Origin of the sequence: Methylotuvimicrobium buryatense 5G (assembly GCF_000341735.1) — a bacterium.
Classification (GTDB): Bacteria; Pseudomonadota; Gammaproteobacteria; order Methylococcales; family Methylomonadaceae; genus Methylotuvimicrobium; species Methylotuvimicrobium buryatense.
Genome location: NZ_KB455575.1, coordinates 409,342 through 435,872 on the forward strand (window position 1 = coordinate 409,342; position 26,531 = coordinate 435,872).

Consider the following 26,531-nt stretch of genomic DNA (forward strand, 5'->3'; position numbering starts at 1 on the left):
CGAGTTGACGCCAATTTTTACTGGTATCTACGTCCCGGGTATTAGCGAGAGAGTATGATTAATTGGAAACTTAAATTTGATGGATGAGCGGCAGCTGCATTTGAAGTGTCGTGAAATCAATGAAAAATGATTATAAGCTCCCCTTTTGGAACTGGGAGTATCTAATATTTAAGACTTCACTGCAAATCGCGGCCGATCAGAATACCGGTGGTGGCAATTTCTTTTTTGGGGTTTTGGCGAAAATATCCTGGCGCTCGTATCAATTCGCCAGTTGTTCTTCAGCAGACGTTAAGTTTAATGAGCTATTTTAAGAATGTTTGTCAATATATTGAATTTTAAGTATCTTATGGCTTTTCAGTTGTTGCATAAAAAATCGTATCATTTGCTCGTTAGACGTAATTTCGGGTTCGCTGTCGTTTTGGCGATTTCTGCTTTGATGTTATTCGGTTGTTCAGTCAAACAACCGGTGCCGGAAGATGGCTTCGATAGAGCAATCGAATTCAAGAGAGATGCGCCTTATAACAGGCCTTACCAAGTGAATGGCAAACGCTACTATCCCTTAGTCAATCCCAATGGATATAAAGAAAGAGGCATTGCTTCTTGGTATGGCGCCGAATCCGGCAATCGGACTGCGATGGGCGTCAAGTTTAATCCCGATGGCTTAAGCGCCGCGCATAAAACGCTTCCTTTACCTTCCAGAGTCAAAGTGACTAACTTGCAAAATGGCCGGTCGATTATTTTGGTCGTGAACGATCGCGGCCCCTTCGCCAAAAATCGTTTGATCGATCTATCGAAAGGCGCGGCTAAAGCGATAGGCGTTAAAGGACTTGTCGAAGTGGAAGTGGAGTATATCGGCGAGTATGCCGGTAGCAATAGATAGTCGATGCCGACGCGAAAGTATACCTTTCGCACTTCAAATTTCGGCAGTGTCTAAGGAGGCACCGGGGTGTGCGGCCCCTCACCTAACGCTAGGTGAGGGGCCAGCATGGAGCTGGCATAGAGCCTACAGGGACGTTTCACGGCGTCCTTTGACGGGCAACCCCTGCGCCGAATTATGATCTACGAGGGGTATAAATCATTCAGTCATACGTTTGATGAATAGGCAACCAAATCTTAAAACTGGCGCCCTCTCCGATTTGGCTCGAAACATCGATTCTGCCATGATGAGCTCGGACAATATTATTTGCGGTCGATAAGCCCAGGCCGATACCTTTGCCAATAGGGCGCGTCGTGAAAAACGGTTCAAATAATCGATGCATATGGTTCGGATTAATCCCGGGGCCGTCGTCTGCAATTTCCACCCATATTTGTTTGTCGTCGATACCGGTTCGTATGATGATTTCGCCGGATTCGCCGACGGCTTGCCAGGCATTAGTCAGCAAACTTAAAAAAACTTGATTCATGAGTTGAGGAATGCATTCGATCTCGGGCGTGTCTCCATATTCTTTGCGAATACGGCATTGGATATTTTGGCTGCAGACGAACACCTTTAAAGTCGTATCCAAGCTCTGCTTGATATCGTATTGTTGCCAGTTTTGGCCGTTGTCATCGGTGAATTGATTGAAGGCACGTACGATATTTCGTACTCGGGTTAAACCTTCTTTGGATTCGCTAATCAGATCGGCTATATCCTCGCGCAAAAAATTCCAGTCTTTTTGCTGCTTCAAGGCTTGTAATTTTTCGATACAGTCCGGTTGGGGCCGGCATTTGGAAAGTTGATTATCGTATTGGTCGATCAAGTCGAATATTTCGAGGGCATATTCTTGAAAGGAATTGAGGTTGGAAAAAATAAACCCCAACGGATTATTGATTTCGTGTGCAATGCCGGCCGCTAATTGACCGATCGCGGCGAGTTTTTCCGATTGCATCAGTTCGGATTGAATCAATTGATGTTCCTGCATGCGTTTTTGCAGTTCCGTCTCGAGATGGATATTTTGATTTTGTAAGCGTTCGCGCGCTTTTTTAAGTTCTATTTGTAAGTTGACCCTGACCGATAATATCGATAAGTTGCAGGGTTTATAGAGATAATCCGCCGCACCCAACGAAAAACCGAATGTTTCGTCTAGTTCGGAGGTCAACGCCGTCACGAAAATGACAGGAATGTCTTGCGTCTTCGGATTACTCTTCAACGCTTTAATGACTTCGTAACCATCCATGCCGGGCATCATAATGTCCAACAGTATGAGGTCTAGGGATGTATTATTCGCTATTTCCAAGGCTTTAGCGCCCGATGTTGCGACCAATACCGCATAATCCGTCATCAAACATTGTCCGAAAACCGAAAGGTTGACGCTTTCGTCATCGACTATCAGAATGCTGGGGCGCTTATTAATGCTCGTGGTATCGTTTGACATCAAGACCTCAAAATTTATTTATCATCATCGTAGATCAAAATTCGGCATCGGCGTCCTATCGGGCGAGTGACCGAACTCTTCGCCACGCTGCGTACTTTCATCTGCCGGGGCGATCGATTGCCAGACCTTCATGAATATTACTATAGTAATATGAGTTCCACCCTCCAAGATAGTGCCCGAATTGCGGCTAAAAGACCGATGCCAAAAAATTTAGAATCCATCGAAGAAAAAAAATATTATCGGTTGCGCGTCAGCACGGATGATTGCGGTTTAGAGCTTTACCTGTCCGATTCGTTATCGGTTCGAGAAGCGCTAGATCATACCGAAATTCGGGTTCGTGCGGCCTGTGGAGGACTAGGTACATGCGGCGCTTGTTTGATACAAGTCATTTCCGGCCGGTTCAATCCTCCGACACCGGCAGAGCGGCAAAAATTATTGCCGGATCAATTGGTTCAGGGATATCGACTCGCCTGTCAATTAAGGACTCTGAGTGACGGTGAAGCCTACCTTGCCCATCCTGCTCCGCCGTCGCAATGGAGAAGTCCGGATCGATGCGAGTGGCCTACGGTCGAGTTTTCAAAAGATATCGACGAGGTTCGGCAGCCGTATGGGATTGCGGTCGATTTAGGAACGACTCATATTCGTTTGTCTATTTGGAATCGTCATACCGCTCGGCTCATCGGTTGCCGGGTAGGTATCAATCCTCAAGTGGCTCATGGTGCCGATGTCTTGACTCGTTTGGATTCCCGGCGATTGGACGTTCATGCCTCGCGGGACTTGATGATCGAAGGGCGTAAGGCTATCTTGGACGGCATTCGAGATATTTTAAGCCGAGATTTTGGGGAAGTCGTTCACGTCCTTGACGAAACCGGAAAGATTATTATCGTCGGAAACACCGTCATGTTGATGTTGATTGGCGGCGGTAACGATAGCGATGATCTGTATCGGCTTGAAAATTGGCATATTCCTGTCGAGTGTCGAATCGATGATATTGCCGCTTGGCGCCATGATTGGCGTATGCCCCATGCGGATATTTCGATCGCTCAGCCATTGGCCGGTTTTGTCGGGTCGGATTTATTGGCCGATCTTTTGGCTTCAGGTATAACCGAGCAACCCGTTCCGATGCTGTTGGCGGATTTGGGAACCAATACTGAAATTGCTCTGTGGGACGGCACTGCGGCATGGGTGACATCGGTACCGGGCGGTCCGGCGTTTGAAGGCGTCGGGATGCGCAATGGTATGGCGGCTGAAACGGGTGCCGTTTATCGGGTTCGCGATGACGGCGATCGTTGGCTGATTGCTACGATTGGCGATCAGCCGATTCGAGGATATTGTGCCAGTGGCTTCATCGATGCGATTGCAGTGATGTTGGACAAACAAATTCTCAAGCCCTCCGGTCGCTTTACCCAATCATTGCAACCGAGCGGTACGGGTTATCGGCTTGATGTCGACAATGCTAGGTCGGCGATTTTTGGTAGTGATGTCGATATTTTTCAACGAGCCAAGGCTTCGACCGCCGCAGCCATGATGCAATTACTCGGATTTGCCGATTTGAAACCAAGCGATTTACAGGCTGTTTGGATTTGCGGCAGTTTGGGGCAGCATCTGGATTTACACAATGCGATTCGTGTCGGTTTGTTGCCCCGTTTACCGGTCGACAGATTCAAACGTTTTGCGAATGCGAGTCTGGCCGGGTGCGAGCAGTTGTTGCTGGACCGAAATGCAAATACTCGTTTAAATACGATCATAAGTAAGACAAAATCGATCAATTTAGGCGGGATAAGTAGCTATGAAGAAAGTTTTATCGAGCATTTGCGCTTGCAGCCGATGGCATAAGGGGGCCGAAATATGTTGAGTCGTTATGTGCAGGCATACAACGAAGCGGTTTTCGAAACCGATAAACAGGCGGCCTTGGCCGTGGTCGACGGGGCTCTACAGGACGGTTATAGCCCGGAAGATATTGTGTTCAATTTGGTCATCCCTGCCGTGGAAGCCATGATGGCGCGCATCGAACAGGACCCCGATTCCAATTTGGCGCAACATTTCATGACGGCACAAATCGCCTCGGAAGTGACCGAGCGAATGCTGGAAAAATTCGCTAGCCCGCCGGAAGCGATAGGCAAAGTGGTGATCGGCGCCGCCTATGGCGATTTACACTCGCTCGGTAAACGTATCGTGATCGGGTGTCTTAAATCGCTGATGGTGGATGTCATCGATCTAGGTATTAATATCCGCGCCGAACAATTTGTCGACAGGGCTGTTGAAAACGGCGCGCAAGTCATCGCGATCTCAGCCATGATGGTGCATACCGCGACCGGCGAGAACGGCAGTATCAAGGTTCGAGCCTTATTAAAGGAGCGAGGCTTGGAAGACAAAATAAAATTGGCGGTTGGCGGCGCGCCTTACCGATTCGATCCGGAGTTATACAAAAAAGTGGGGGGCGACGCATGGGCTCCCGACGGCGTGACGGCGGCAAAAGTTATTATCCAATTGATCAAAGAGGTGAACGCATGACACCTTTAGAAATTTTAGCGGCGGCTATAAACGGCGATCCGGCACCGCGTATTCCGATCTTTTGCAATTTGCTCGATCAAGGCGCGCGCGAACTCAATATGCACTCGCAAGATTATTTTGCTCGAGGAGAATGCGTGGCCGAAGCGCAATTGCGAATGTTAAAGCGCTTCGGTCATGACAATGCGTGGAGTTTGCATTATGTCGGCAAGGAAGCCGAATTGTTGGGCTGCCAAAAAATATTATTTGCCGATGACGGCGTGCCTAATGTGGAAGATTTCGTGATCAAGAATTGGGACGATATCGCCAAATTCGAAGTCCCAACCGATATTACTCAACATCAAGCGTGGCAGGCCATTGACGATTGTTTATCGATTTTACGTGCCGAAATAGGGCAGACGCATGCCATTTGCGCTTACGTGACGGCCTCGACGACCTTGCCGGCCCTATTGATGGGCATGGATAACTGGATGGAGCTGTTTTTGACCGGGCCTGTCGATCTGCGCGACGAATTGTTGCGCAAATGCGTTGATTTTTTTCATCAGCACATTAACGCGCTGCGTGCGGCCGGAGCGAATGTTCTGATTTACTCGACGCCGTTCGGTTCGCCCTATTTGGTCGGTAATAAAATCATTGAACAAATCGTGTTGCCCTGGATGAAACTCGATTTGCAGCCGGGCGGCGTAGATGATGTCGTCTATTACTGCGGTATGGCGCCATTTAACGGCGTCATCGATTTGGTGTTTGACCAACTGGGCATCACCTCGCATTACATCAGTCCATTGGCTGACTTGGCCGAAGCCAAGCGCTTGATCAATACCCGCGGCTTGACTTGTGGTGTGATAGACGACATCAAAATGATTCATTGGACTGAGGCGGAAACCAAAGCCGAAGTTAAACGCATCGTCGAGATAGGCAAGCAGGGCGGACATTTTTTATTCGGTAATGGCGTTATGCCTCTGGCAGTGCCGGAGGTCAATATCAAGGCGATGATAACGGCTGCCTTTGAGTACGGGCAGTTGACATGAAAAAATTTGTCCTGCATCAGGAGCATACAGAGCCCTTGACGATGGTCGGTTGCGGTATTTTGCGCAAAGAAGTCGACTATTTGATCCGGACTCATGGCTGGAATGTGCAAACGCATTTTTTGGATTCGGCCCTGCACAATTACCTGAATCGTTTATCGAAAGAACTTAACGAAGCCTTGCAAGAGCATGAGGCGAAAGGCGAAAAAACCTTTGTTTTTTACGGGAGTTGCCATCCGTTGATGGACAATTATTTGGACGAGCATCGCACTTGCCGTACCCGGGGGCAAAATTGCATCGTTATGTTATTGGGTTATGAGCGTTTCATGCAGGAGCTTGAAAAGGGTGCGTACTTTCTGGTCGAGGATTGGGCGTTGACCTGGCAACCGATGATCACGGCATGTTTCGGTAACAATATTACTGTCGTACGCGAAATTTTTCACAGTAGCCATAAATTCATGCTTGCACTCAAAACCCCATGCAGCGTCGATTTTTCCGAAGCCGCTCAAACGGCGGCCGATTTTGTGGATTTGCCTTTACAGTGGCTCGAAGTGGATCTTGAACACTTAAAGCAAGTGTTGTTCGAAGCTATTAAGCAGCGATTAGATCAAGCAACGACTTGAACGGGCATGATGAATTCAAACGAACATGATTTGCAAATGCGTATAGAGCACTTGGAACACCGTGTCCGTAAGCTATCCGAAGAAAAGGCCAATCTGCATCTTGTCCTGCATATGGTGGAATTGCTCAATCCGATTGCCGGTATCGATTATTTCTTAGATAGTATGATCGCGGCTCTTTGCGGTAGTTTAGGCGGTACCAATACGGAGATTTATTATCTGGACGAAGGCGAGATTCACTATGTCAACTTATTCGGCGAAAAACGGATTGTCGGTGAGATTGAAGATTCGTTGGTGGCGGAGGTCTTTGCCACTCGCCATTTTGTCGAACAAAATACCGATTTGAACCATACCTTGCTCAAGGATAATGTAGCGGCGGTGGCTTGTACTTGGGTGATGCCCTTAACTATCGGCGACCAAATTTTGGGTGTTGTCAAAATGTCCGATTTGCTTGGGTCGGCACAGATGCGCAATTATTTGGCACCGTTTTTTTCTCATATTGCGCTGATTCTGAACAATAAAATCCAAACCCGTAAAGCGGAAGCCGCTAATCGCGCTAAAAGCAGTTTTTTAGCGACGATGTCGCACGAAATCCGCACACCGTTAAATGGGATTTTAGGTATGGCTCAATTATTGGCCAAGCAAGAATGTAGCGATGCCAAGCGTATGGAGTGTGTGCGTACGATTTTGACCTCCGGCAACAATTTGCTTGCTTTGCTCAATGATATTTTAGATTTGTCTAAAATCGAGGCGAATCGCTTGGAGTTAAATTTATTAGCCGTTCAACCACAAAGGATCTTAGACGAAATCATGACGCTTTTTTCCGGTGCCGCCCAGCAAAAAGGCCTGAGAATTCATGCGGCCTGGGTAGATGGCGAGGTAAAGGCTTATCAAGTTGACTCGCTCAGAGTTAAGCAAATGTTATCCAATCTGGTCAGTAATGCGATTAAGTTTACCGATCGCGGTTCTGTCCGGATTGAGGCACGTTCAATCCTTGATGAGTCGGGGAATTGCTTGTTGGAGTTTTCGGTCAGCGATACCGGTATCGGTATTCCAAAGGACAAGCAGCGCGAGTTATTTAAACCGTTTACCCAGGTCGATAGCAGTTCGAATCGACGCTATGTGGGTACTGGGCTAGGTTTGTCGCTGGTGTCGCGTTTTGCCGAGTTGATGCAAGGCAAAGCAGGGTTTGAGAGCGATGAAGGGCAAGGTTCGCGTTTTTGGTTTCGGATACCTACCCGAGTCGATAATGAGATCGACAACACCGCTTTACCATCCAATATCGATGAATCATCCCAATTATCGAATCTAAATCTTAAGTTAAAACGCGTATTATTGATCGCTAGCGATTCCGTGCATGGTGCTAATTTGTCGGCACAACTTAAGGCTCGATCTATCGACGCGTTTAGCATTGATCTTGACGATCAAATTCCGGACGTTATCGACAAGGATCTAGGATTTGATGCAATCATTATTGAGTCAAGTTTGGAAAATAGATCTCTTAGCCGCCTTGCGAGAAAGATTCGTGACTTGGAGTCGGCTAATCGTCTTCCTCGCGCATTCATCATCGGTATTAGCGATAAACAGCATAGCGATGAGTTGGACACGGAATTTGAGCAGGATATCGATGAGTTGCTCGTTCGGCCTTTTACGATAGAGCATTTAGTGAACGTTATCGAAAGCCATATTCGTTTATCTGCGGCTCTGCAACAAAAGACAGTCATTTGTAATGAGGAAGAACGCTTGTTTTTCAAGAATTGTGAGGGTATCACCGAGATTCTCGATGATCTCGAACGCCAGTTGGAAAAAAATATGTTCACGGCTGTTGAGCAGTTTAACATGCTGCAAGCAAAAGTGGACGGTAGTTCGATCGCTTCGCATTTTGTCGCGCTTGGTAAACTAATCAATGATATGAATTTTGAGGAGGCTCATTTACAGCTAAAGTTATTGCGCGAGCGATTCTCCGAGACCGAGACGAAGGAAACGCATTGTGGGCATTGAGCGCCAGAAAATCCTGATAATCGACGATACGCCGGCCAATATTACGTTGTTGGGGATGGCATTAAAGGATCACTACGAGATCCAGATCGCGACTAGCGGTAAAAAAGGCTTGGAGCTGGCTAGCGAGACTCCGCCCGATTTGGTTTTGCTCGATATCATGATGCCCGATCTCGATGGCTATGAAACCTGCCGGTTATTCAAGGCCGATGAAAGGTTGCGGCATATACCGATTATTTTCGTGACTGCGTTGAGCGAAATCGAAGCTGAAATTCAAGGTTTATCGCTGGGTGCGGCAGATTATTTGGTCAAACCGTTTAATCTCCAGATTGCTCAGCTTAGGGTGCGCAATTTATTGGAAACCGAACGAATGCGGCAGGCGTTGCGTCAGACGGAAGAAGATCAACGTCTTGCCGCGACCGTCTTTGCCTATAGTCATGACGGCATCGTGATTACCGATGTTGAAAACCGTATTATCAATGTCAATAACGCCTTTAGCCGTATTACCGGTTATGGACTTGACGAAATCAAAGGCCAAAACCCAAGCATACTCAAATCGGGGCGGCAGGATACCGAATTCTACCAAAACATGTGGCAAGCCTTGTTATCGGAAGGTCACTGGAGCGGCGAAATTTGGAATCGCAACAAGCAGGGTGAGATTTACGCGGCTTTGACGTCTATTGCTGTGGTCAGGGACGATCAAGACAGCATTCATCATTTCATCGGTTCATTTATCGACATTACTCCGATCAAAGAACATCAGCACGCATTGGAACGTATCGCGCATTTCGATCCCTTGACCGGGGTTCCGAACCGCTTTTTATTATCGGATCGATTGGAACAAGCCATTGTTCATACGCGGCGGTCGCGAAAATTAATGGCGGTGTGTTATCTGGATCTGGATGAATTTAAACCGATCAATGATCGATTCGGTCATCAAGTCGGCGATCAATTATTGATAGAAATTACCCGTCGCATCAAGGCTTGTTTACGCGAAGGCGATACGTTGGCACGCATAGGCGGCGATGAGTTTGTATTATTATTGTTGGATATCAATGACAGAGGCGAATGTAAGACGATATTACGAAGAATTCTCAAAGCTGTTTCGGCAAAAATGTTGTTGGCGAATCAATATGTGTCGGTATCATTGAGCTTGGGTTTTACTCTGTATCCGGATGATTTTTCCGATACTGAAACACTGATTCGACATGCCGATCAAGCGATGTATCAAGCCAAGCAACAAGGTAAGAATCGATTTCAACGTTTCGACATGCTTCAAGAAAAACATGCATACGAGCAAGGGAAGCAACTTGCCCGTATCGAATGCGCATTGGCCAATAATGAATTTGTGTTGTATTTTCAGCCGAAGATCAATCTTCGCGATGGCGCTATTCTGGGAGTCGAGGCCTTGATTCGCTGGCAACATCCCGCGCGTGGTTTACTGAGCCCCTCCATGTTTTTGCCGATGATTCAAGGCAGTCAGCTTGAGATTAATATCGGCGATTGGGTGTTATCGACTGCCTTGAGTCGGTGGAATCAATGGAAAAAAGCAGGGGTCGATATTGCCATTAGTATTAATATTGCCGCTGGAGCATTGCTGCACCCTGACTTTGTTGAGAATTTATCCGCTAAATGTGCCGAATATCCGGATTTGCAGTCAGGCTGTCTTGAGTTGGAAATACTGGAGACCGGAGCATTGGATGATGACGAACGCGCGATTAAGGTAATGAAGGCTTGCCAAGCTTTGGGTGTCGTATTTGCGCTCGACGATTTCGGAACAGGCTATTCGTCGTTGAGTTATCTGAAATCCTTACCGGCAAAAACGTTAAAAATCGACCGGTCGTTTGTATTGGGTATGCTGGAAAATGAAGGAGATTTAGCGATCGTTAAAGGGATTATTGATCTAGCCTCGATATTCAAAATGCAAGTCATCTCGGAAGGCGTCGAAACAGTCGCGCACTTATTGAAATTACTTGAGCTAGGTTGTGAAAATGGTCAAGGGTATGCAATTGCAAAACCGATGCCAGAGGAGGATTTGCTCAATTGGTTAAAAGAATGGCAGTTGGAGCAAAAGAATTATCTTAAAAAAGCATTTCACCATGAAGAGCATGAAGATTAAGAAGTTATACCTATCGCACTTCAAATTTCGGCATTAGCGTATGAAGGCGTCGGGGTGTTCGGCAAAGGCTTTGCCAGCATGGACGTATTCACGGCGTCCTTTGACGGACACCCCGGCACCGAAGTTTGACCAGCAAAGGGTATATAAAACTTTCGCTTACTCAAGAAGTTGGCAGCGATGTTTAGATAATTTCTTGAATGTTTCAAGAAATTCATGTGCTTCATGGTTAAATTGCAGCAATTCCCAGTTTGAGCAGTTTCGCCGATTTTAGGGTGTGGGGTATGCCTGTCGAGGAACGCCGTAAACCCATCCATGGGGGCTTGGCGGCAGCTCGAACGCCAAGGATGGCCTGAATGCAGATTTTGCAGGAGCAAAAATCTGCAAGCGCCAAGGATGGCGTGAATGCAGATTTTGCAGGAGCAAAAATCTGCCCTGCCGCCGACATCCTCGCCAAGCATACCCCACACCCTTTTTGATCTCCAAATTGGGAATTGCTGGTTAAATTGCCGAATTTAGGCTTATTGAATCGATTACTGTAAGGTTTGAAAAACCGCCTCGGTTAATTTTTGCAGTTGATGTTCATCGATTATATAAGGCGGCATAGTATAGATTAAACGCCCGAAAGGCCTTAACCAAACGCCTTGTTTAACCAAGCGGTCTTGAATTTCGGAAAGGCACACAGGGTTTTTCATTTCAACGACACCGATAGCGCCGAGCACTCTGACATCGTCGACGCTAGCCAGGTTGCGGCACGGTTCCAAGCCCTTTTTTAGCCCGGCTTCTATGGCCGTGACCTGGCTTTGCCAATCCGAGTCGAGTAATAAGTCGATGCTTGCTGATGCGATGCTGCAGGCCAGCGGATTTCCCATGAATGTCGGCCCGTGCATGAAGCAGCCGGCCGGTCCTTCCGAAATCGATTCGGCGACTTTGTCGGTCGTTAATGTTGCGGCTAGCGTCAGGTAACCGCCGGTTAAGGCCTTGCCGAGACACAAAATATCCGGAGAAATGCCGGCATGTTCGCAAGCGAACAGTTTGCCGGTACGACCGAAGCCGGTCGCAATTTCGTCGGCGATCAGCAAGACATCATATTTTTTGCACAAGGCGCTTACCGATTTCAGATAGTCGGGATGATAAAACCACATGCCCCCCGCGCCTTGTACGATTGGTTCGAGAATGACCGCCGCGCAGGAGTCGCCGTGCTTCGATAGAATGGATTCCAACGAATCGATATCGGACGGATTCCAAGATTCGCCGAAACGGCAAGCGGGCCGCTGCGCGAAATGGTGCTGAGGCAATACGGGATTGAATAAATGATGCATGCCGGTAACCGGGTCGCAGACCGACATCGCGCCGAAGGTATCGCCGTGATAACCGCCCCGAAGCGCCACGAATCGGTTTTTTTCGGGTTTGCCGAGCGCTTGCCAATATTGAATGGCCATCTTCAATGCGACTTCGACGCTGACCGATCCGGAGTCGCTCAAAAACACCGAACTCAAGCCCTCGGGGGTGATTTTCAATAGACGCTCGACCAATTCGATTGCCGGCGTATGCGTAATGCCGCCGAACATCACATGGGCCATCGATTGTAATTGTTCCGTGGCCGCTTGATTGAGCTTGGGGTGATTGTAACCGTGTATTGCCGACCACCAAGACGACATTCCGTCGATCAATTCGCGGCCATCGGCCAGTTTAAGCATGACGCCGGAGGCGCTGGCGACATGATAAACCGGTGTCGGTGCTGTCATTGACGTGTAGGGATGCCAGATATGGTCGCGGTCGAGTTGCAGTAGTGTGTTGAGTTGAGTCATTGATCTGAATAAGGTAGAGGGGTGTTATGATTCTAAATTAGTCGCGTAGGTCGGGTTAGCGCTAGCGTAACCCGACCTACGCGGCGGCTGCCGACATCCTCGCTAGGCAAACCCCCCGCACCTTTTCATTCAAGGATGCAATCCATGTGTGATTCAGCGCATGACTGCCAAAGCGTTTACGTTTAGCGCCATTGCAAGACGACATAGCGAGACATGCCGCGATCGCTGATCAGTAACAAGACCTGTTTATTCCCTTTGCTTTGGTTGACGGCACGGTTGAATTCATCGGCCGAGTTAACCGGTTTACGGTCGACTTGCAGGATTAAGGTGCCGCGGCGAATGCCTGCCATTGCAGCAATGGAGCCCGGATTGACTTCGGTGACGATGACGCCTTGGCCGGGGGTTGCATTGAATTGCCTTGCTAAATCTCGGGTCACGGTCTGCACGGTCAAGCCTAATTCTTCGGTGCTTTGGGCGGGCGCTTGCGCGGCCGCAATTTGTTGATCGCCGAGTTTTTCGATTTTTATATCGATTGTTCGCGATTTTCCATCGCGCAGGATCGTGACTTGGGCGCTTTTGCCGGGCGGTGTCAATGCGACGCGGTTTCTGAAATCGCCGATATCGTTGACCGGCCGGCCTTGGTATTCGGTTACGATGTCGCCGGCTTTGAGTCCGGCCTTCGCCGCCGGCGAATCATCGGTGACCTGTGCGATTAAAATGCCTTGATGGTTTTTTAAATTGAAGGATTCGGCCAAATCCGGCGTCAACGGCTGAATCACGACGCCTAAATAGCCGCGCGTGACTTCGCCTCGTTCGATCAATTGGTCGGCGATCGATTTTGCCAGATTGATCGGGATCGCGAAACCAACGCCCATGTGACCGCCGCTCCGACTGAAAATCGCGGTATTGATGCCGACTGCTTCACCATCCAGGTTGACGAGCGGGCCACCGGAATTACCGGGATTGATCGCGGCATCGGTTTGAATGAAGTCTTCATAATCGCTGATGCCGAGGCTGGTTCTGCCCTTGGCGCTTACGACCCCGACGGTCAACGTATGGCTCAAGCCGAACGGATTGCCGATAGCCACGACCCATTCGCCGACTTCTAGTTTTGTTGAGTCGCCTAGCGGCAGGGCCGGCAAGTTTCCGGCCTTGATTTCAATGACGGCAATATCCGATTTAGGATCGGTGCCGGTAATCTTGGCGTCGAATTCCCGCCCGTCTTGGAATGTCACGCGAATTTTGTCGGCATTCGCAACGACATGGTTGTTCGTGATGATATAGGAGGTTTCGCTCAACAAGCCTCGCTTCGACGCAAAAACGAAGCCGGAACCTTGGCCTATCGCGGGCGGCCGTTGTTGCGGGGTAGGGGCCGGTCCCGGGCGTCTTGGCGTGCCGGGAAATTCGTCACCGAAAAAACGCCGGAAAAAATCATCGCCGAAAGGCCATTCGTCTCCGAACGGAGTAGCAAAGGGTGTTTGCGCGACGCCTTCACGAGAGCTTTCCACCTGGATGAAGACAACCGAGGGAGAAGCTTGCCGTGCGACCGATGCAAACGCTTTACTGGTTTCGCGAAGATTTTCGATACCGCCCGTTTGCGCGAATGAGAGAGGGGAAAATGTGACAATTAACAGTAGTAACGGTAAAAAATATTTTTTATTCATAAATTTAACCTTCTTTTCTGTTGCTTATGGCGCGTAAGGAAATTTGTAAAAGTTTAAACCTAAAAAGAGCATTTGAGTGCTTCAACTACCGTTCGCCCTGAGCCCTTCGGCTACGCTCAGGAGAGCCCTGTCGAAGCGGTGAAGGGTAGTTTGAGACTTCACCAATGCGGTGAAAGTGTTGTAGACCGTTCATGCTTCGACTTGGCTCAGTACGAACGGTCTACAACACATGCCAACGTAATTATTCACACCCCCTATCGTTCCTACGCTCCGGCGTGGGAATGAAGACCGAGACGCTCTAGCGTCTCGTACCGCTGGAGCGATACTCAGGCGTTCCCACGCCGGAGCGTGGGAACGATAATTTTCGGGGGACTGAATAATTACATGCCAACTGTTCATTTTGGGTTATATCTATCGCACTTCAAATTTCGGCATTAGCGTATGGAGGCGTCGGGGTGTTCGGCAAAGGCTTTGGCAGCATGGATGCTGTCATAGAGCCTACATGTACGTATTCATTGCGTCCTTTGACGGGCACCCCGACGCCGAAATTTGACTAGCAAAGGGTATAAAAGATTCTTTGGCCAATATGTTTTTGCCTTGTTGACTGAATCCTCGAGCGTTAATATTAGCGGGTAGCTTTTAAGGCTTTTCTCAAAAAACAATAAAATGCACTTTACCTACGTGTGTATATACCTATCGCACTTCAAATTTCGGCATTAGCGTATGGAGGCGTCGGGGTGTTCGGCAAAGGCTTTGGCAGCATGGATGCTGTCATAGAGCCTACATGGACGTATTCACTGCGTCCTTTGACGGGCACCCCGACGCCGAAATTTGACTAGTAAAGGGTATATAAGGATTATTTTTTAAATTTCAAAATTATTCAGGAATTCTTTGTGGAAAATTTTACACCGTTCTCGGCTTTTCTCGGCGGAACATTGATCGGTTTGGCCGCCACCTTGCTGTTATGGCTAAATGGTCGCATGGCCGGGGTTAGCGGCATCATGCATCGTTTACTCAATTCCCCGAAGTCGGAGTGGCTTTGGCGGTTCAATTTTTTAATCGGCCTGGTATTAGGCGCTTTACTGTTTAATTGGTTCAATCCCGGGTTTTTCACGCCGCGTTCCGACTATCCTTATTGGCTGTTGGCCGTGGGCGGTTTTCTAGTCGGTTTCGGTACTCGCATGGGTAGCGGATGCACAAGCGGTCATGGAATTTGCGGTATCGCCAACGGATCGTTGCGCTCGATAACGGCGACTTTGATTTTCATGATCAGCGGTGTCGTCACGGTCTATTGTATCAGGCATATTGTGGGAGTCGGGGCATGAAGCACTGTTTAGCGGCTTTATTGAGCGGTACGCTGTTCGGGTTCGGTTTATCGTTGTCGCAAATGACCGACCCGAACAAGGTTTTGGGTTTTCTCGATGTCGCAGGAAGCTGGGACCCGAGTTTGGCCTTCGTGATGATGGGGGCTTTGGCCGTTTCCGTCATTGCGTTTCGTTTCATCTTAAAACGTCCGAAACCGATATGGGCTGAGGAATTTCATGTCGCTCGGAAGAAGTCTTTGGACAAACCGCTTTTGTTCGGGGCGATGATTTTCGGAATCGGTTGGGGGATGAGCGGTTATTGCCCGGGGCCAGCTGTTGCGGGTTTGGGCTTGGGCAACCCCGAAGCGTTCGTGATGGTTGCATCGATTTATTTGGGATTTATCGCGCAAGGTATTTGGGCCCGGAAGTGTTTTAAAAAATCCGTAACGGTCGATGCCTAAGCAATCGCTAAATGCCGTTCAATCCAGTACCGAATTTGAAGTTGCGGGCGGCGGTTTGCTCGATCGGCGCTTGTTTTTAAAGCAAGGTATGATTTTTACCGCCGCAACTTGGGGTGCGCTTAGTTCGCAGACCGCAACGGCCGAACTCGATCGTGAATCGTGGACGAAACAACCGGGCAAGCCTTTTTCTAATTACGGGTCGCCATCCGACTATGAAAAAAAGGTGATTCGTTGGATTATGGCCAACGACGATGCTCCGGGTAATGGCGTATCGTGGACCCCGCTGCATGAACTCGAGGGTATTGTTACGCCAAGCGGCTTGCATTTCGAGCGCCATCACAACGGTGTGCCGGCAATCGATCCTGAGCGGCATCGCTTGTTGATACATGGTTTAGTCAAACGTCCTTTGACGTTTTCGGTATCGGATATATTGCAATATCCGATGCAATCCCGTTTATGTTTCATTGAATGCGGCGGCAATAGCAATGCCGGTTGGCGGAGCGAGCCGATACAAACTCAAGTCGGTTATTTTCATGGCATGGCATCCTGCAGCGAATGGACCGGCGTGCCGTTGAGCGTTGTCTTGCAGGAGGCCGGCATTAAAGGCCGTGCAAAATGGATCATCGCCGAAGGGGGCGATGCGTCGATGATGAATATCAGTTTGCCGCTCGACAAAGCGCTCGACGATTGTTTGCTGGCCTTATATCAAAACGGCGAGCGACTTCGGGCCGAGAACGGTTATCCGTTGCGGCTGTTGGTTCCGGGTTGGGAAGGAGTGCTCAATGTCAAATGGCTCAAGCGATTACACCTTGCGGCTAAACCTGTCATGGCTCGTAACGAAACCGCTAAATACACCGAATTGTTGCCTTCGGGTAAGGCGAGGCAATTTAGCTTCGTGATGGAGCCGAAGTCGGTGATTACCCATCCATCGTTCGGGCACCGGCTCGACCGGCACGGTTTGTACCAGATTAGCGGCTTGGCGTGGAGCGGTCGCGGTAAAATCGCGAAAGTTGAAGTATCCGCCGATGGCGGTAAGAGTTGGGCCGAGGCCGAGTTACAAGAGCCGGTATTGCCGAAGTGTTTCACGCGATTCCGGATACCTTGGAGATGGCAGGGTCAGGATGTCGTGCTCAAAAGCCGTGCGTTCGACGAAGCCGGCGCGGTTCAGCCGGAGCGTGCCGAATTGATCGCAAGGCGCGGCCGGCATGGTTATTTTCATTATAATGCTATTGTGAGTTGGGCCATCACGGAAGCGGGTGAGATTAGCCATGTCTATCTTTAAGAGTCTGCTATGCTTTAGCCTCGGCTCGGCTAATATGGTTGTAGCCGATGAGCTGATTGGTCCCGGATTAGGTCTTCAAGCGCCGCCGGAAATGTTGAAACAATGGAACAGAGATGTTTTTCCCGATGGAACGGGTTTGCCCTTAGGGAGAGGTACCGTTCGCGAAGGTGAGACCGTTTACCGGGCGCATTGCATCGGTTGTCATGGTTCCGAAGGGCGTGGGGGCAGCGCCGAGGAGTTGGCCGGCGCCGAGCATTCTTTGATCGACGATCCGCCGGATAAAACGATCGGTACTTATTGGCCGTATGCGACGACTCTTTTCGATTTTACGCGACGCTCCATGCCGTTATCGAATCCTGGGTCGCTGACCGATGATCAAGTCTATGCGGTAACCGCCTATTTGCTTTATCTCAATCGTATTATCGGCCCGGACGACGAAATGAACGCACAATTGTTGCCGGCTGTCGTCATGCCGAATCAGGACGGGTTTATTGATAATTATCGGCGGGACGATTAAGGCGCTCGGAGTCGTTGATTTTAAGTAATGGTCGGCGATTGGGATTTTCAGTTGAATTAATTTTTGAGTGCGATCGTTTTCGCTTTTCTAATCTATCGATTAAATCATGTATAAATTAACTATTTCGGACTTGTCTATTGTCCTGATTGAGCCTTCGGTTCCACAATTGAAACTCATTGTGAAGCATTTGCAGGAAGAAGGAGTCAAGTATATCAATGGCGTTTCTTCGGGTGAGGAGGCATTGGAGGCTATCAGTAATTATCAACCGGACTTGCTGATTAGCAGTATGTACTTACCCGATACCACGGCGACCGAGTTGTTTACCCGAATTAAGGAATCGGACGATTTTCAGGATATGCAGTGCATGCTGATTTCCAGCGAAACCAGTCGAGCGGCGCTGGAGCCGATACGTCAAGCCGGCGTTGTGGCAATTTTACCCAAACCGTTCGATCATGCCGATTTGAAAAGGGCATTACGCGCTTCGGTCGAGTTTGTCGATCCGGAGGAACTGGAATTAGACTCTTATGATATCGAGACTGTCAGGGTTTTGTTGGTCGATGACAGTGCGCCGGCACGAAAGCATATTACCAAAGTGCTCAACAATATGGGGATACAGTGCGTAACGTTGGCAAACGACGGGACGGACGCATTGGCGATATTCGCCGAGTCGCCGGATGCCTTCGACTTGATCGTGACGGATTACAATATGCCGGAAATGGACGGTCAGGAATTGATCGAGGCGATACGTGCCAATAGGGAAAATAGCTCGATTCCGATATTAATGGTAACCAGTGAGTCGAACCAAGCAACGCTCAATAAAATTCAACAGGCCGGAGTTTCCGCGATTTGTGATAAGCCGTTCGAACCGAAAAATATAAAGGAATTGGTTTATCGCTTGTTGGAGGAAATCTAGTTTATTTTGTAGCGGTTTCAGTCGCGAATATCACGACTGAAACCGCCAAACTAAAAATCAAGTTTTTAAAGCTGATGTCGGGGGCAATCCTCGAACCATTTAAATTTTTCCGTCAAGGCCCATCTGGAAATATTTGTGAGTGATTTTTTCTTGATTTTCCAGAAGCCAATCGATATCAGGCGTATTGGTCATGGCCTTATGGATGGCTTGTGCCATCGCTTTTCGATGAATGTCGAACAGGATTTGGTGGTCGAGGTTGTCGTCGGTTGCGACGCTTGGGTTAAGCCATACCGAGCAGATGATTCCCAAATCGTTCGCTTTTTCTTTCGGAATATCGCCCGCGCGAACTGCATCAAGTACACCGTTAGCGATAGCGGCTTGAACGGTACCCATTAATATATTGGTGTAGCGGCTATTGTTAACAGTGACCTTGCTCACCATCAGTGTGACAGGGCGGACTTGAATGTCGGTATTCAAAATCGCGAAAACCCGGCTATGGCCTTTGACTTGGTCTCCTGTCAGAGTGGCGAGGGCCGTGCCGACCGGTCCGTCCAGTTCGCCGATGACGATTTCCGGTTCGGCCGCGGTTCCCGGAGGACCGCCCGCTACCAATGCCTCACCGGTACGCATGATAATTCTTTCGCTCATAATAATCTCCTCGATAAAAGTGTTACAGGGAAAGGTTTCGAGCGGCTAGAATAGCATATTTGACTTTTAATCTTAAGGCCGTGACGAACTCAGTACAATTGACAACGACGGATCATAGTAGGGATTCTGTCGGATTAACTTATATTTATCCTGTTCTATCAAGGCGTTCCGGAGGCTTGTCGATCGGTGTCAATTTTAATATCAACAATGCTTGCAACTGGCGATGTATTTATTGTCAAGTTCCCGATTTAACGTTGGGTGCTGCGCCGCCGATTGACTTTCCATTATTGGAAAAAGAATTGAGACGGTTTTTGAGTGATGTATTGCATGGCGATTTTTTTGACCGGTTTCAAGTCGGTCCTCCTAATCGAGTAATCAAAGATATTGCGATTTCGGGAAACGGCGAGCCGACCAGCGCTAAGGATTTCGATAAGGCGGTTGATTTGATCGGCCGTGTTGCCACTGAAATGGGGGTGCTGTCGAATAGCGGTTTTGTTTTGATTAGTAATGGTAGTTTAATGCATCAACCGAAGGTTCAGGACGGACTTCGATCATTGCATCGTTATGGGGGGGAGGTTTGGTTCAAGTTCGATAGCGCGACCGATACAGGGCGCAATTTTATTAATAACGCAGCGCAAACGATGGCGTCGGCATTAAGAAATCTAAAGATTTCGGCAGCCATCTGTCAGACTAAAATTCAAACTTGTCTAGTTGATTATTCCGGTCAGGGATTGACTGACGTGGAAAAAAACGCGTATTTGCAATTTTTAACAAGAATCAAGAACGATGGTGTGGCGATTGATAAAATTATGCTTTATACCATTGCGCGCCCGTCGATGCAGCCGGAAGCGGCTAAAATGAGGTCGTTGTCGCCGGAAGTTATGCGGCATTTTGCTGACGAGATCAGAGCGCTTGGTTTTGAGGTTCGGGTGGATTGTTAGCTGCTTTATTTCGGGTTGATGGCTTAGGGTGAATTGTTAGCAGGGAGTGGTGAATGGAGCCGGGTTGAGAGACGGGCAGATATCGGGCGTTATCGGATAATATAGCGCACCGGAAATCCAGCGATACGACCGAAGAAGGCTGTAAACTCAGCTTTTATTTCTCGGTTGAAAACCGTTTTTAGTCTCAAATCGTGCTTAAGCCTTGATGTCTAATAGACTTCCTATCGTTTTTTTCTCGGTTTCGAGAATTTTAACGGCTGCGGATGTTTCAAATTCCGCTTCTTTTAAGCTGAGTACCGGCTTAATAATGTCTCGAGGCTCAAATTCAGAACTGCCTACTTCATCGTTTTTTATCGGCAATGCAGCAATTTTGTGAGCCGCTTCGGCTGATTTATGTTGTGCGCCGTTGATGAGATTCAATGCGCTGTTTGTTGGTGAAATGTCCATAGCCAAACCCTCGTAAAATAAGTGTGCTTAGTGGAATTATAGAAACTAATTTCAGTCTTTTAAATTCAATTGCATGTTTCTTTATTGCTATGCTCTCATGGAGCAGGCTAGCTCTTTTATGTTGTTTTGTCCGAGCGTTATTTCACATTTCATTAAAATCAACTTATACCTTTCGCACTTCAATTTGAAGTGCGAAAGGTATGCAAGACTCTGCACCTTAATTTCATAGTCCGTTCCATTGGCGATGATAACTATCCTGGGTAATTTAGGTGCTGAGCCTTTGATTGGCTCCTCGGCATCCAAATTTGGTTAACAATTGGTAAATTAAATGCTTCAATTAGAGTCGCGAGTCGTTGAATTAAGCCTGCAAAAATTAAAATCACCGCAACAAGTTTATATTGCCTATAGCGGCGGAGTAGATTCGCATGTGTTGTTGCATCTGTGTGCTCCAATGTCTTCGCTACAAAAAAAAATTACCGCTGTTCATGTGCATCACGGTTTGCAAGCAGTAGCCGATGTTTGGCCGATTCATTGCCGGTCGATTGCTGAGCAATTGGGTGTCGATTTTATCGATATTTATGTCGATGCGCGAAGCGCCGGTCGTGAAAGCCCCGAGGAGGCTGCCAGGAATGCGCGGTATGATGCCCTAAAGGCCTTGCTTTCGAAAAACGATGTTTTGATGGTGGCTCAGCACCGAGAAGATCAATTGGAAACCGTTTTATTGCAATTGTTTCGAGGGGCGGGTTTGCAAGGGCTTTCAGGCATGCCTGAAATAATGGCCTTTGGCAAAGGGGTGCTATTGAGGCCCTTATTGAATACACCAAAACAAATCATCGACCAATACGCCCGACAGCATGATCTCAATTTTATTGAAGATCCCAGTAATCAAGGCATTGACTTCGATCGTAATTTTTTACGCAATGAAATTGTTCCTTTACTCAAGCAGCGTTGGCCGTCCATTGATAAAACAGTCTCTCGTTCAGCGGTTCATTGCGCGGAAGCATCTGAGCTATTGAGTAAATTAGCTTGCGATCAATTCAAACAAGTCTATCAAACAAAGGATGCAACACTATCGATATCGGCTTTGGTAAGGTTTGACGTGGCGGAGCAGGCATTGGTTATTCGGCAATGGTTCGCGAGTTTGGGGTTAAAAATGCCCTCCCGTGCTTTTGTGTTGCGCATTTTATCCATGATTCAGTCGCCATTTGGTGACCTGCGGTTGCAGAATCAAAAGCATACGATACGCCGTTTTCGGAATAGCTTGTTTTGTGTGCCGCAGCAAACCGTTGAATTACCGGAGCAAGGCGTTATATGGTCGAATAGCGAGGCTCCCCTTGACTTGCCTGACGGTACGGAACTGAAAATTGCTTATGCCCCCTCCGGAATTGATCAATCGGTTTGGTTTAGGTCGCATATCGACGTTAGGTTTCGTAGCGGCGGGGAAAAAATTGGTTTGCCGAATCGAGAAGGGCGGCATCGATTGAAAAATCTTTATCAGGAAGCAGGTATTCCGCCTTGGGAAAGACCTTATATCCCATTGATTTATTTAGACGGGCGCTTGGCGGCAATTGCCGATCTTTGGATCGGTTCCGAATTTTATTGCGAAAACAAGCCGGGTTGCATTCGGTTAATTCGGTCGCAAAAAAATAAAAACCGGAAAGGCCATGACGAATGTGTCTTAGTCGATTAAAATAGTCGAATTTTAATCTTGGCTATTTCAAAGCCGTCTCCCGAAAGTTTTATTCCTTACATGACCAAATTTATTTTCATTACCGGTGGTGTCGTTTCCTCTTTGGGTAAAGGCATTGCCGCGTCGTCGTTGGCCGCAATTCTTGAAGCGCGCGGGCTGAAAGTGACGATGACTAAGTTGGACCCCTATATCAACGTCGATCCCGGAACGATGAGTCCCTTTCAACATGGCGAGGTATTCGTCACCGAGGATGGGGCTGAAACGGATCTCGACTTGGGTCATTACGAGCGGTTTATCAAAACCACAATGACCAAGAAGAACAATTTCACGACCGGCCAAATTTATGAAAATGTATTGCGCAAAGAACGCAAAGGCGATTATTTAGGCGCGACCGTTCAAGTCATTCCGCACATCACCGATGAAATCAAACGTCGAATCGAACTCAGTGCCGAAGGCATGGATGTCGCGATTATCGAAGTAGGCGGCACGGTCGGCGACATCGAATCGCTGCCTTTTCTCGAGGCGATTCGGCAAATGTATGTTGAATTGGGTAGGGATCGAGCGCTTTTCATTCATTTGACGCTAGTTCCTTATATCAAGTCGGCCGGCGAAATCAAAACTAAACCGACCCAGCATTCGGTTAAAGAACTTAGGACAATCGGTATTCAACCGGATATCTTGATTTGTCGTTCCGAGCAACCGATTCCGGCAATCGAGCGTCGTAAAATTGCGTTGTTTACGAATGTTGCCGAAAGAGCCGTTATTTCCGCGATCGATGCCGATTCTATTTACCGTATTCCTTTGCTGCTTCATGAGCAAGGCTTGGACGATATTGTTGTCGAAAAACTTCGTTTGGATGTCCCTAAAGCCGATTTGACAGAATGGGAAAATGTGATCGAGGGCCTGATGCATCCGGTCAATGAGGTATCGATTGCGATCGTCGGTAAATATGTCGATCATTCCGATGCTTATAAATCATTGCATGAAGCATTGATTCATGCCGGTATTAAAACCCGAAATAAGGTACGGATTGAATATATCGATTCGGAAGCGATCGAGGAAGAGGGGGTTTCTGCTCTGAAACCCGTCGATGCGATTCTGGTTCCAGGCGGTTTTGGCGAGCGGGGGGTTGAAGGTAAGATTGCGACAGCAAGGTATGCTCGGGAAAATAAGATACCTTATTTAGGGATTTGTTTGGGCATGCAGGTGGCGGTTATCGAGTTTGCACGTAATGTCGCGAAACTGGAAGGCGCGCACAGTACCGAGTTTTTACCCGATTCGCCGCATCCGGTGATAGGCTTGATTACCGAATGGATGGACGCGGAAGGACAGGTGGAAGTTCGTAGCGCTAATTCCGATTTGGGCGGCACGATGCGTTTGGGCGGGCAAAAATGCCGTTTGCAAATTGACTCGCTGGCATACGAGCTTTATCAGAAGGAAGTCATTAGAGAGCGGCATCGGCACCGTTACGAGTTTAATAATAAATATTTTGAAAGGCTTGAGCAAAACGGCATGCGTTTCTCAGGCAAATCGATCGACGGGCGCCTGGTCGAAGTCATCGAAATTCCGGGTCACCCCTGGTTTTTGGCTTGCCAATTTCATCCGGAATTTAATTCGGCTCCGCGTAAAGGGCATCCGTTATTTTCCGGTTTTGTTGCCGCAGCCGCTCTTCATAAAAAGGAAACCGATAAATGAAATTATGCAATTTTGAAGTAGGGCTCGATAAGCCGTTGTTTTTGATCGCCGGTCCCTGTGTGATCGAAAGTGAGGAACTGGCTATGGAAACTGCGGGTTTCCTGAAAGAAATTACGGCTGAATTGGGTATTCCGTTCATCTATAAGTCGTCTTTCGATAAAGCGAATCGTTCATCGCTGGAAAGTTTTCGAGGCCTCGGTTTCGAACGAGGGTTGGCCATTCTGCAAAAGGTCAAGCAACAAATCGGTGTTCCGGTGTTGACTGATGTTCACGAAGACACTCCGCTAAAAGAAGTCGCCGAAGTAGTCGATGTCGTGCAGACGCCTGCGTTTTTGTGCAGGCAGACTAATTTTATTCAAAGCGTGGCCGAATTAGGTATACCGGTCAATATTAAAAAAGGTCAGTTCTTGGCGCCCTGGGACATGGCCAATGTCGCAAACAAAGCCAAAGCGACCGGCAATCAACAGATCATGGTCTGCGAACGAGGTGTCTCGTTCGGTTACAACAACCTGGTTTCTGACATGCGCTCGCTGGCCGTTATGCGCGATACCGGTTGTCCGGTCGTGTTCGATGCGACGCATTCGGTGCAATTGCCGGGCGGGCAAGGTTCTTGTTCCGGCGGGCAACGCGAATTCGTTCCGGTTCTGGCGAGAGCTGCGGTAGCGGTCGGTATTGCAGGACTGTTTATGGAAACGCACCCGAATCCGGCCGAGGCGCTTAGCGATGGCCCTAATTCTTGGCCTATGCATCGCATCAAAGAATTACTTGAAATTTTAATCACCCTGGATCGGGCTGTGAAAGCAAACAGTTTGATCGAAACAACTTTATAAGGAACCCTATATGGCTGAAATAGTAGATATTCGTGCAAGAGAAATTTTAGATTCACGCGGTAACCCGACGATCGAGGCCGAAGTCGTTCTCGCATCGGGCCTTATTGGCTGCGCGATGGTGCCTTCCGGTGCATCGACCGGTGAGCGTGAAGCAATCGAATTGCGCGACGGCGATAAATCGCGTTATTTGGGTAAAGGTGTTTTGAAGGCGGTCGACAACGTCAACACCGAAATTCGCTCCGCGATTATCGGTATGGATGCCGGCGATCAATCCGCGATCGACCGAAAAATGATCGAGCTGGACGGCACTGAAAACAAAGGCCGTCTGGGCGCGAACGCGATTCTGTCAGTTTCGATGGCGGCCGCGCATGCCGAAGCAAAAGACGCGGGACTGCCTTTGTACAACTATATGAATACCAGCGGCGAATTCATCATGCCGGTGCCGATGATGAACATCATCAACGGCGGTTCGCACGCCGACAACAGCGTCGATTTGCAAGAATTCATGATTCTGCCGGTCGGCGCCCCGAACTTCCGCGAAGCGATCCGTTACGGTGCAGAAGTATTCCACAACCTCGCGAAAGTACTGAAAGGTAAAGGCCTGGCTACCACAGTCGGTGACGAAGGCGGTTTTGCACCGAATCTGTCCTCGAACGAAGAAGCGATCGAAGTGATTCTCGAAGCGATCGAAAAAGCCGGCTACAAAGCCGGTCAAGACATCTATCTGGGTATGGATGCGGCCAGCTCCGAATACTACAAAGACGGCAAGTATGTCTTGTCTGCGGAAAACCGTAGCTTCACGTCGGAAGAAATGACCGATTTCTTCGTCGAATGGGTCAAAAAATATCCGATCATCTCGATCGAAGACGGCCTGGATCAAAACGATTGGGCCGGCTGGAAAATCCATACCGAGAAGCTGGGCGGCATGATCCAATTGGTCGGCGACGATCTGTTCGTGACCAATCCGAAAACTTTGAAAGAAGGCATCGAAAAAGGTATCGCGAATTCGATTCTGATTAAGGTCAATCAAATCGGTACGCTGACCGAAACGCTCGATGCGATCCATACCGCGCACGCGGCGGGCTATACCGCGGTCGTCTCGCATCGCTCGGGCGAAACCGAGGACACCACGATTGCCGACCTAGTCGTCGCAACCGGTACCGGTCAGATTAAGACCGGTTCATTGAGTCGTTCCGACCGTGTCGCGAAATACAACCGTCTGATGAAGATCGAGCACGAGCTGGGCAGCAAGGCGATTTACGCAGGCCGCAGCGCATTTAAAATGCTCTGATCTGTCTGAAAAGGGGCGGCACTGTCGCCGCCCTGATTCAGGATGAGCCGTTCAATGAATAATTTCAAGATTCTCGTCGCGGTGCTGATTGCGATCATCGTGCATCTGCAATATCGCCTTTGGTTCGGCGATGGAGGCATTGTTCAAATCAATCACTATCAAAGCCGGTTGGATGAATTGGCCTTGCAGGTACAGGAAAAAAAGGAACGTAATGCGGCCCTTTATGGCGAGGTTCTCGATTTGAGGAAAGGTCAAGAGGCCATCGAGGAAAGAGCGCGGTATGAATTAGGGATGATCAGGGAAGACGAGACGTTTTTTCAGGTGTTGGAATAGTTGCCTGAAAGGCATAGCATACAGGCAGGAAGGCTAGGTTGAACAGCGTGAAACCCAGCTGTTCAGCACATGGAACACCG

At 48.5% G+C, this 26,531-nt stretch carries 24 protein-coding genes; 19 read left to right on the forward strand and 5 right to left on the reverse strand.

Annotated elements, in window-relative coordinates; all coding sequences use genetic code 11:
- Positions 1 to 346 precede the first annotated feature (346 nt).
- On the forward strand, positions 347 to 880 hold the full coding sequence (locus tag METBU_RS0101900; protein ID WP_138767178.1) for a septal ring lytic transglycosylase RlpA family protein: 534 nt from the start codon (positions 347 to 349) through the stop codon (positions 878 to 880).
- A gap of 199 nt (positions 881 to 1,079) precedes the next feature.
- Here the strand turns inward: METBU_RS0101900 and METBU_RS0101905 are convergent, their stop codons facing one another.
- Positions 1,080 to 2,354, reverse strand: a complete 1,275-nt coding sequence (locus METBU_RS0101905; RefSeq protein WP_017839011.1) for a sensor histidine kinase — start codon at positions 2,352 to 2,354, stop codon at positions 1,080 to 1,082.
- A gap of 198 nt (positions 2,355 to 2,552) precedes the next feature.
- On the opposite strand from METBU_RS0101905, the gene METBU_RS0101915 reads away from it, so the two are divergent.
- The 7 genes from METBU_RS0101915 (at position 2,553) to METBU_RS28895 (ending at position 11,103) form a co-directional block, all read left to right on the forward strand.
- The gene (locus METBU_RS0101915) at positions 2,553 to 4,190 is read left to right on the forward strand and encodes an ASKHA domain-containing protein (protein WP_017839013.1); all 1,638 of its coding nucleotides are present in this window, start codon (positions 2,553 to 2,555) and stop codon (positions 4,188 to 4,190) included.
- 12 nt (positions 4,191 to 4,202) lie between these two features.
- On the forward strand, positions 4,203 to 4,868 hold the full coding sequence (locus METBU_RS0101920) for a cobalamin B12-binding domain-containing protein (protein ID WP_014147926.1): 666 nt from the start codon (positions 4,203 to 4,205) through the stop codon (positions 4,866 to 4,868).
- Positions 4,865 to 5,893, forward strand: a complete 1,029-nt coding sequence (locus METBU_RS0101925; RefSeq protein ID WP_017839014.1) for a uroporphyrinogen decarboxylase family protein — start codon at positions 4,865 to 4,867, stop codon at positions 5,891 to 5,893. Before METBU_RS0101920 ends, METBU_RS0101925 begins: the two co-directional genes overlap by 4 nt.
- Positions 5,890 to 6,513, forward strand: coding sequence for a DUF1638 domain-containing protein (locus METBU_RS0101930; RefSeq protein WP_017839015.1), 624 nt, complete (start codon positions 5,890 to 5,892; stop codon positions 6,511 to 6,513). The genes METBU_RS0101925 and METBU_RS0101930 overlap by 4 nt, the downstream gene beginning before the upstream one ends.
- 9 nt (positions 6,514 to 6,522) lie before the next feature.
- Positions 6,523 to 8,511: a sensor histidine kinase gene (locus METBU_RS0101935; RefSeq protein ID WP_208976556.1), complete on the forward strand. Its 1,989-nt coding sequence runs from the start codon at positions 6,523 to 6,525 to the stop codon at positions 8,509 to 8,511.
- Entirely contained in the window at positions 8,501 to 10,627 is a 2,127-nt protein-coding gene (locus METBU_RS0101940) for an EAL domain-containing response regulator (RefSeq protein ID WP_017839017.1), read from the forward strand. The genes METBU_RS0101935 and METBU_RS0101940 overlap by 11 nt, the downstream gene beginning before the upstream one ends.
- Positions 10,628 to 10,980: 353 nt before the next feature.
- A complete protein-coding gene (locus METBU_RS28895) occupies positions 10,981 to 11,103 on the forward strand; it encodes a hypothetical protein (RefSeq protein ID WP_017839019.1) in 123 nt (40 codons plus the stop codon).
- Between the two features lie 54 nt (positions 11,104 to 11,157).
- On the opposite strand, the gene bioA is transcribed toward METBU_RS28895, so the two are convergent.
- Together bioA and METBU_RS0101960 are read right to left on the reverse strand one after the other, a co-directional pair.
- On the reverse strand, positions 11,158 to 12,435 hold the full coding sequence (bioA, locus tag METBU_RS0101955) for an adenosylmethionine--8-amino-7-oxononanoate transaminase (protein WP_026129975.1): 1,278 nt from the start codon (positions 12,433 to 12,435) through the stop codon (positions 11,158 to 11,160).
- A 182-nt stretch (positions 12,436 to 12,617) separates the two neighbouring features.
- Entirely contained in the window at positions 12,618 to 14,099 is a 1,482-nt protein-coding gene (locus METBU_RS0101960; protein WP_017839021.1) for a DegQ family serine endoprotease, read from the reverse strand.
- Positions 14,100 to 14,977: 878 nt separating this feature from the next.
- Here METBU_RS0101960 and METBU_RS0101965 point away from each other — a divergent pair.
- The 5 genes from METBU_RS0101965 (at position 14,978) to METBU_RS0101985 (ending at position 18,576) form a co-directional block, all read left to right on the forward strand.
- A complete protein-coding gene (locus METBU_RS0101965) occupies positions 14,978 to 15,424 on the forward strand; it encodes a YeeE/YedE family protein (protein WP_083877594.1) in 447 nt (148 codons plus the stop codon).
- Positions 15,421 to 15,864 carry a YeeE/YedE family protein gene (locus METBU_RS0101970; protein ID WP_017839023.1) on the forward strand — a complete coding sequence of 148 codons (444 nt, stop codon included), beginning with the start codon at positions 15,421 to 15,423 and terminating at the stop codon, positions 15,862 to 15,864. The genes METBU_RS0101965 and METBU_RS0101970 overlap by 4 nt, the downstream gene beginning before the upstream one ends.
- Positions 15,857 to 17,146: a sulfite dehydrogenase gene (soxC, locus tag METBU_RS0101975; RefSeq protein ID WP_017839024.1), complete on the forward strand. Its 1,290-nt coding sequence runs from the start codon at positions 15,857 to 15,859 to the stop codon at positions 17,144 to 17,146. Before METBU_RS0101970 ends, soxC begins: the two co-directional genes overlap by 8 nt.
- A complete protein-coding gene (locus METBU_RS0101980; RefSeq protein WP_235726369.1) occupies positions 17,133 to 17,663 on the forward strand; it encodes a c-type cytochrome in 531 nt (176 codons plus the stop codon). The genes soxC and METBU_RS0101980 overlap by 14 nt, the downstream gene beginning before the upstream one ends.
- 106 nt (positions 17,664 to 17,769) lie before the next feature.
- The gene (locus METBU_RS0101985; RefSeq protein ID WP_017839026.1) at positions 17,770 to 18,576 is read left to right on the forward strand and encodes a response regulator; all 807 of its coding nucleotides are present in this window, start codon (positions 17,770 to 17,772) and stop codon (positions 18,574 to 18,576) included.
- 99 nt (positions 18,577 to 18,675) lie between these two features.
- Here METBU_RS0101985 and fae read toward each other — a convergent pair whose 3' ends face one another.
- On the reverse strand, positions 18,676 to 19,224 hold the full coding sequence (gene fae / locus METBU_RS0101990) for a formaldehyde-activating enzyme (protein ID WP_017839027.1): 549 nt from the start codon (positions 19,222 to 19,224) through the stop codon (positions 18,676 to 18,678).
- Positions 19,225 to 19,304: 80 nt separating this feature from the next.
- Here fae and METBU_RS0101995 point away from each other — a divergent pair, with 80 nt between their 5' ends.
- Positions 19,305 to 20,165 carry a radical SAM protein gene (locus METBU_RS0101995; protein WP_026129977.1) on the forward strand — a complete coding sequence of 287 codons (861 nt, stop codon included), beginning with the start codon at positions 19,305 to 19,307 and terminating at the stop codon, positions 20,163 to 20,165.
- Positions 20,166 to 20,360: 195 nt separating this feature from the next.
- Here the strand turns inward: METBU_RS0101995 and METBU_RS0102000 are convergent, their stop codons facing one another.
- Positions 20,361 to 20,612: a hypothetical protein gene (locus METBU_RS0102000; protein WP_017839029.1), complete on the reverse strand. Its 252-nt coding sequence runs from the start codon at positions 20,610 to 20,612 to the stop codon at positions 20,361 to 20,363.
- 328 nt (positions 20,613 to 20,940) lie between these two features.
- Between METBU_RS0102000 and tilS the strand changes: the two genes are divergently transcribed.
- The 5 genes from tilS to ftsB are packed head-to-tail and all read left to right on the forward strand — an operon-like array spanning position 20,941 to position 26,451.
- Positions 20,941 to 22,302, forward strand: a complete 1,362-nt coding sequence (gene tilS, locus METBU_RS0102005) for a tRNA lysidine(34) synthetase TilS (RefSeq protein WP_017839030.1) — start codon at positions 20,941 to 20,943, stop codon at positions 22,300 to 22,302.
- A 60-nt stretch (positions 22,303 to 22,362) separates the two neighbouring features.
- A complete protein-coding gene (locus METBU_RS0102010) occupies positions 22,363 to 23,997 on the forward strand; it encodes a CTP synthase (protein WP_017839031.1) in 1,635 nt (544 codons plus the stop codon).
- Positions 23,994 to 24,827, forward strand: coding sequence for a 3-deoxy-8-phosphooctulonate synthase (kdsA, locus tag METBU_RS0102015; protein ID WP_017839032.1), 834 nt, complete (start codon positions 23,994 to 23,996; stop codon positions 24,825 to 24,827). The genes METBU_RS0102010 and kdsA overlap by 4 nt, the downstream gene beginning before the upstream one ends.
- Before the next feature lie 10 nt (positions 24,828 to 24,837).
- Positions 24,838 to 26,118 carry a phosphopyruvate hydratase gene (eno, locus tag METBU_RS0102020; RefSeq protein ID WP_017839033.1) on the forward strand — a complete coding sequence of 427 codons (1,281 nt, stop codon included), beginning with the start codon at positions 24,838 to 24,840 and terminating at the stop codon, positions 26,116 to 26,118.
- 54 nt (positions 26,119 to 26,172) lie between these two features.
- Entirely contained in the window at positions 26,173 to 26,451 is a 279-nt protein-coding gene (gene ftsB, locus METBU_RS0102025) for a cell division protein FtsB (protein WP_014147946.1), read from the forward strand.
- Positions 26,452 to 26,531: the final 80 nt, after the last annotated feature.

Bases quoted from the DNA above. Each gene is read 5' to 3' on its own strand.
- METBU_RS0101960 (WP_017839021.1), bottom strand. From the start codon at position 14,099: ATGAATAAAAAATATTTTTTACCGTTACTACTGTTAATTGTCACATTT.
- METBU_RS0102000 (WP_017839029.1), bottom strand. From the start codon at position 20,612: ATGGACATTTCACCAACAAACAGCGCATTGAATCTCATCAACGGCGCA.
- soxC (WP_017839024.1), top strand. From the start codon at position 15,857: ATGCCTAAGCAATCGCTAAATGCCGTTCAATCCAGTACCGAATTTGAA.
- METBU_RS0101970 (WP_017839023.1), top strand. From the start codon at position 15,421: ATGAAGCACTGTTTAGCGGCTTTATTGAGCGGTACGCTGTTCGGGTTC.
- METBU_RS0101930 (WP_017839015.1), top strand. From the start codon at position 5,890: ATGAAAAAATTTGTCCTGCATCAGGAGCATACAGAGCCCTTGACGATG.
- METBU_RS0101985 (WP_017839026.1), top strand. From the start codon at position 17,770: ATGTATAAATTAACTATTTCGGACTTGTCTATTGTCCTGATTGAGCCT.
- METBU_RS0101980 (WP_235726369.1), top strand. From the start codon at position 17,133: ATGTCTATCTTTAAGAGTCTGCTATGCTTTAGCCTCGGCTCGGCTAAT.
- METBU_RS0101915 (WP_017839013.1), top strand. From the start codon at position 2,553: ATGCCAAAAAATTTAGAATCCATCGAAGAAAAAAAATATTATCGGTTG.
- METBU_RS0101920 (WP_014147926.1), top strand. From the start codon at position 4,203: ATGTTGAGTCGTTATGTGCAGGCATACAACGAAGCGGTTTTCGAAACC.
- eno (WP_017839033.1), top strand. From the start codon at position 24,838: ATGGCTGAAATAGTAGATATTCGTGCAAGAGAAATTTTAGATTCACGC.
- METBU_RS28895 (WP_017839019.1), top strand. From the start codon at position 10,981: ATGCAGATTTTGCAGGAGCAAAAATCTGCAAGCGCCAAGGATGGCGTG.
- fae (WP_017839027.1), bottom strand. From the start codon at position 19,224: ATGAGCGAAAGAATTATCATGCGTACCGGTGAGGCATTGGTAGCGGGC.
- METBU_RS0101900 (WP_138767178.1), top strand. From the start codon at position 347: ATGGCTTTTCAGTTGTTGCATAAAAAATCGTATCATTTGCTCGTTAGA.
- ftsB (WP_014147946.1), top strand. From the start codon at position 26,173: ATGAATAATTTCAAGATTCTCGTCGCGGTGCTGATTGCGATCATCGTG.
- tilS (WP_017839030.1), top strand. From the start codon at position 20,941: ATGCTTCAATTAGAGTCGCGAGTCGTTGAATTAAGCCTGCAAAAATTA.
- METBU_RS0101935 (WP_208976556.1), top strand. From the start codon at position 6,523: ATGAATTCAAACGAACATGATTTGCAAATGCGTATAGAGCACTTGGAA.
- bioA (WP_026129975.1), bottom strand. From the start codon at position 12,435: ATGACTCAACTCAACACACTACTGCAACTCGACCGCGACCATATCTGG.
- METBU_RS0101925 (WP_017839014.1), top strand. From the start codon at position 4,865: ATGACACCTTTAGAAATTTTAGCGGCGGCTATAAACGGCGATCCGGCA.
- kdsA (WP_017839032.1), top strand. From the start codon at position 23,994: ATGAAATTATGCAATTTTGAAGTAGGGCTCGATAAGCCGTTGTTTTTG.
- METBU_RS0101905 (WP_017839011.1), bottom strand. From the start codon at position 2,354: ATGTCAAACGATACCACGAGCATTAATAAGCGCCCCAGCATTCTGATA.
- METBU_RS0102010 (WP_017839031.1), top strand. From the start codon at position 22,363: ATGACCAAATTTATTTTCATTACCGGTGGTGTCGTTTCCTCTTTGGGT.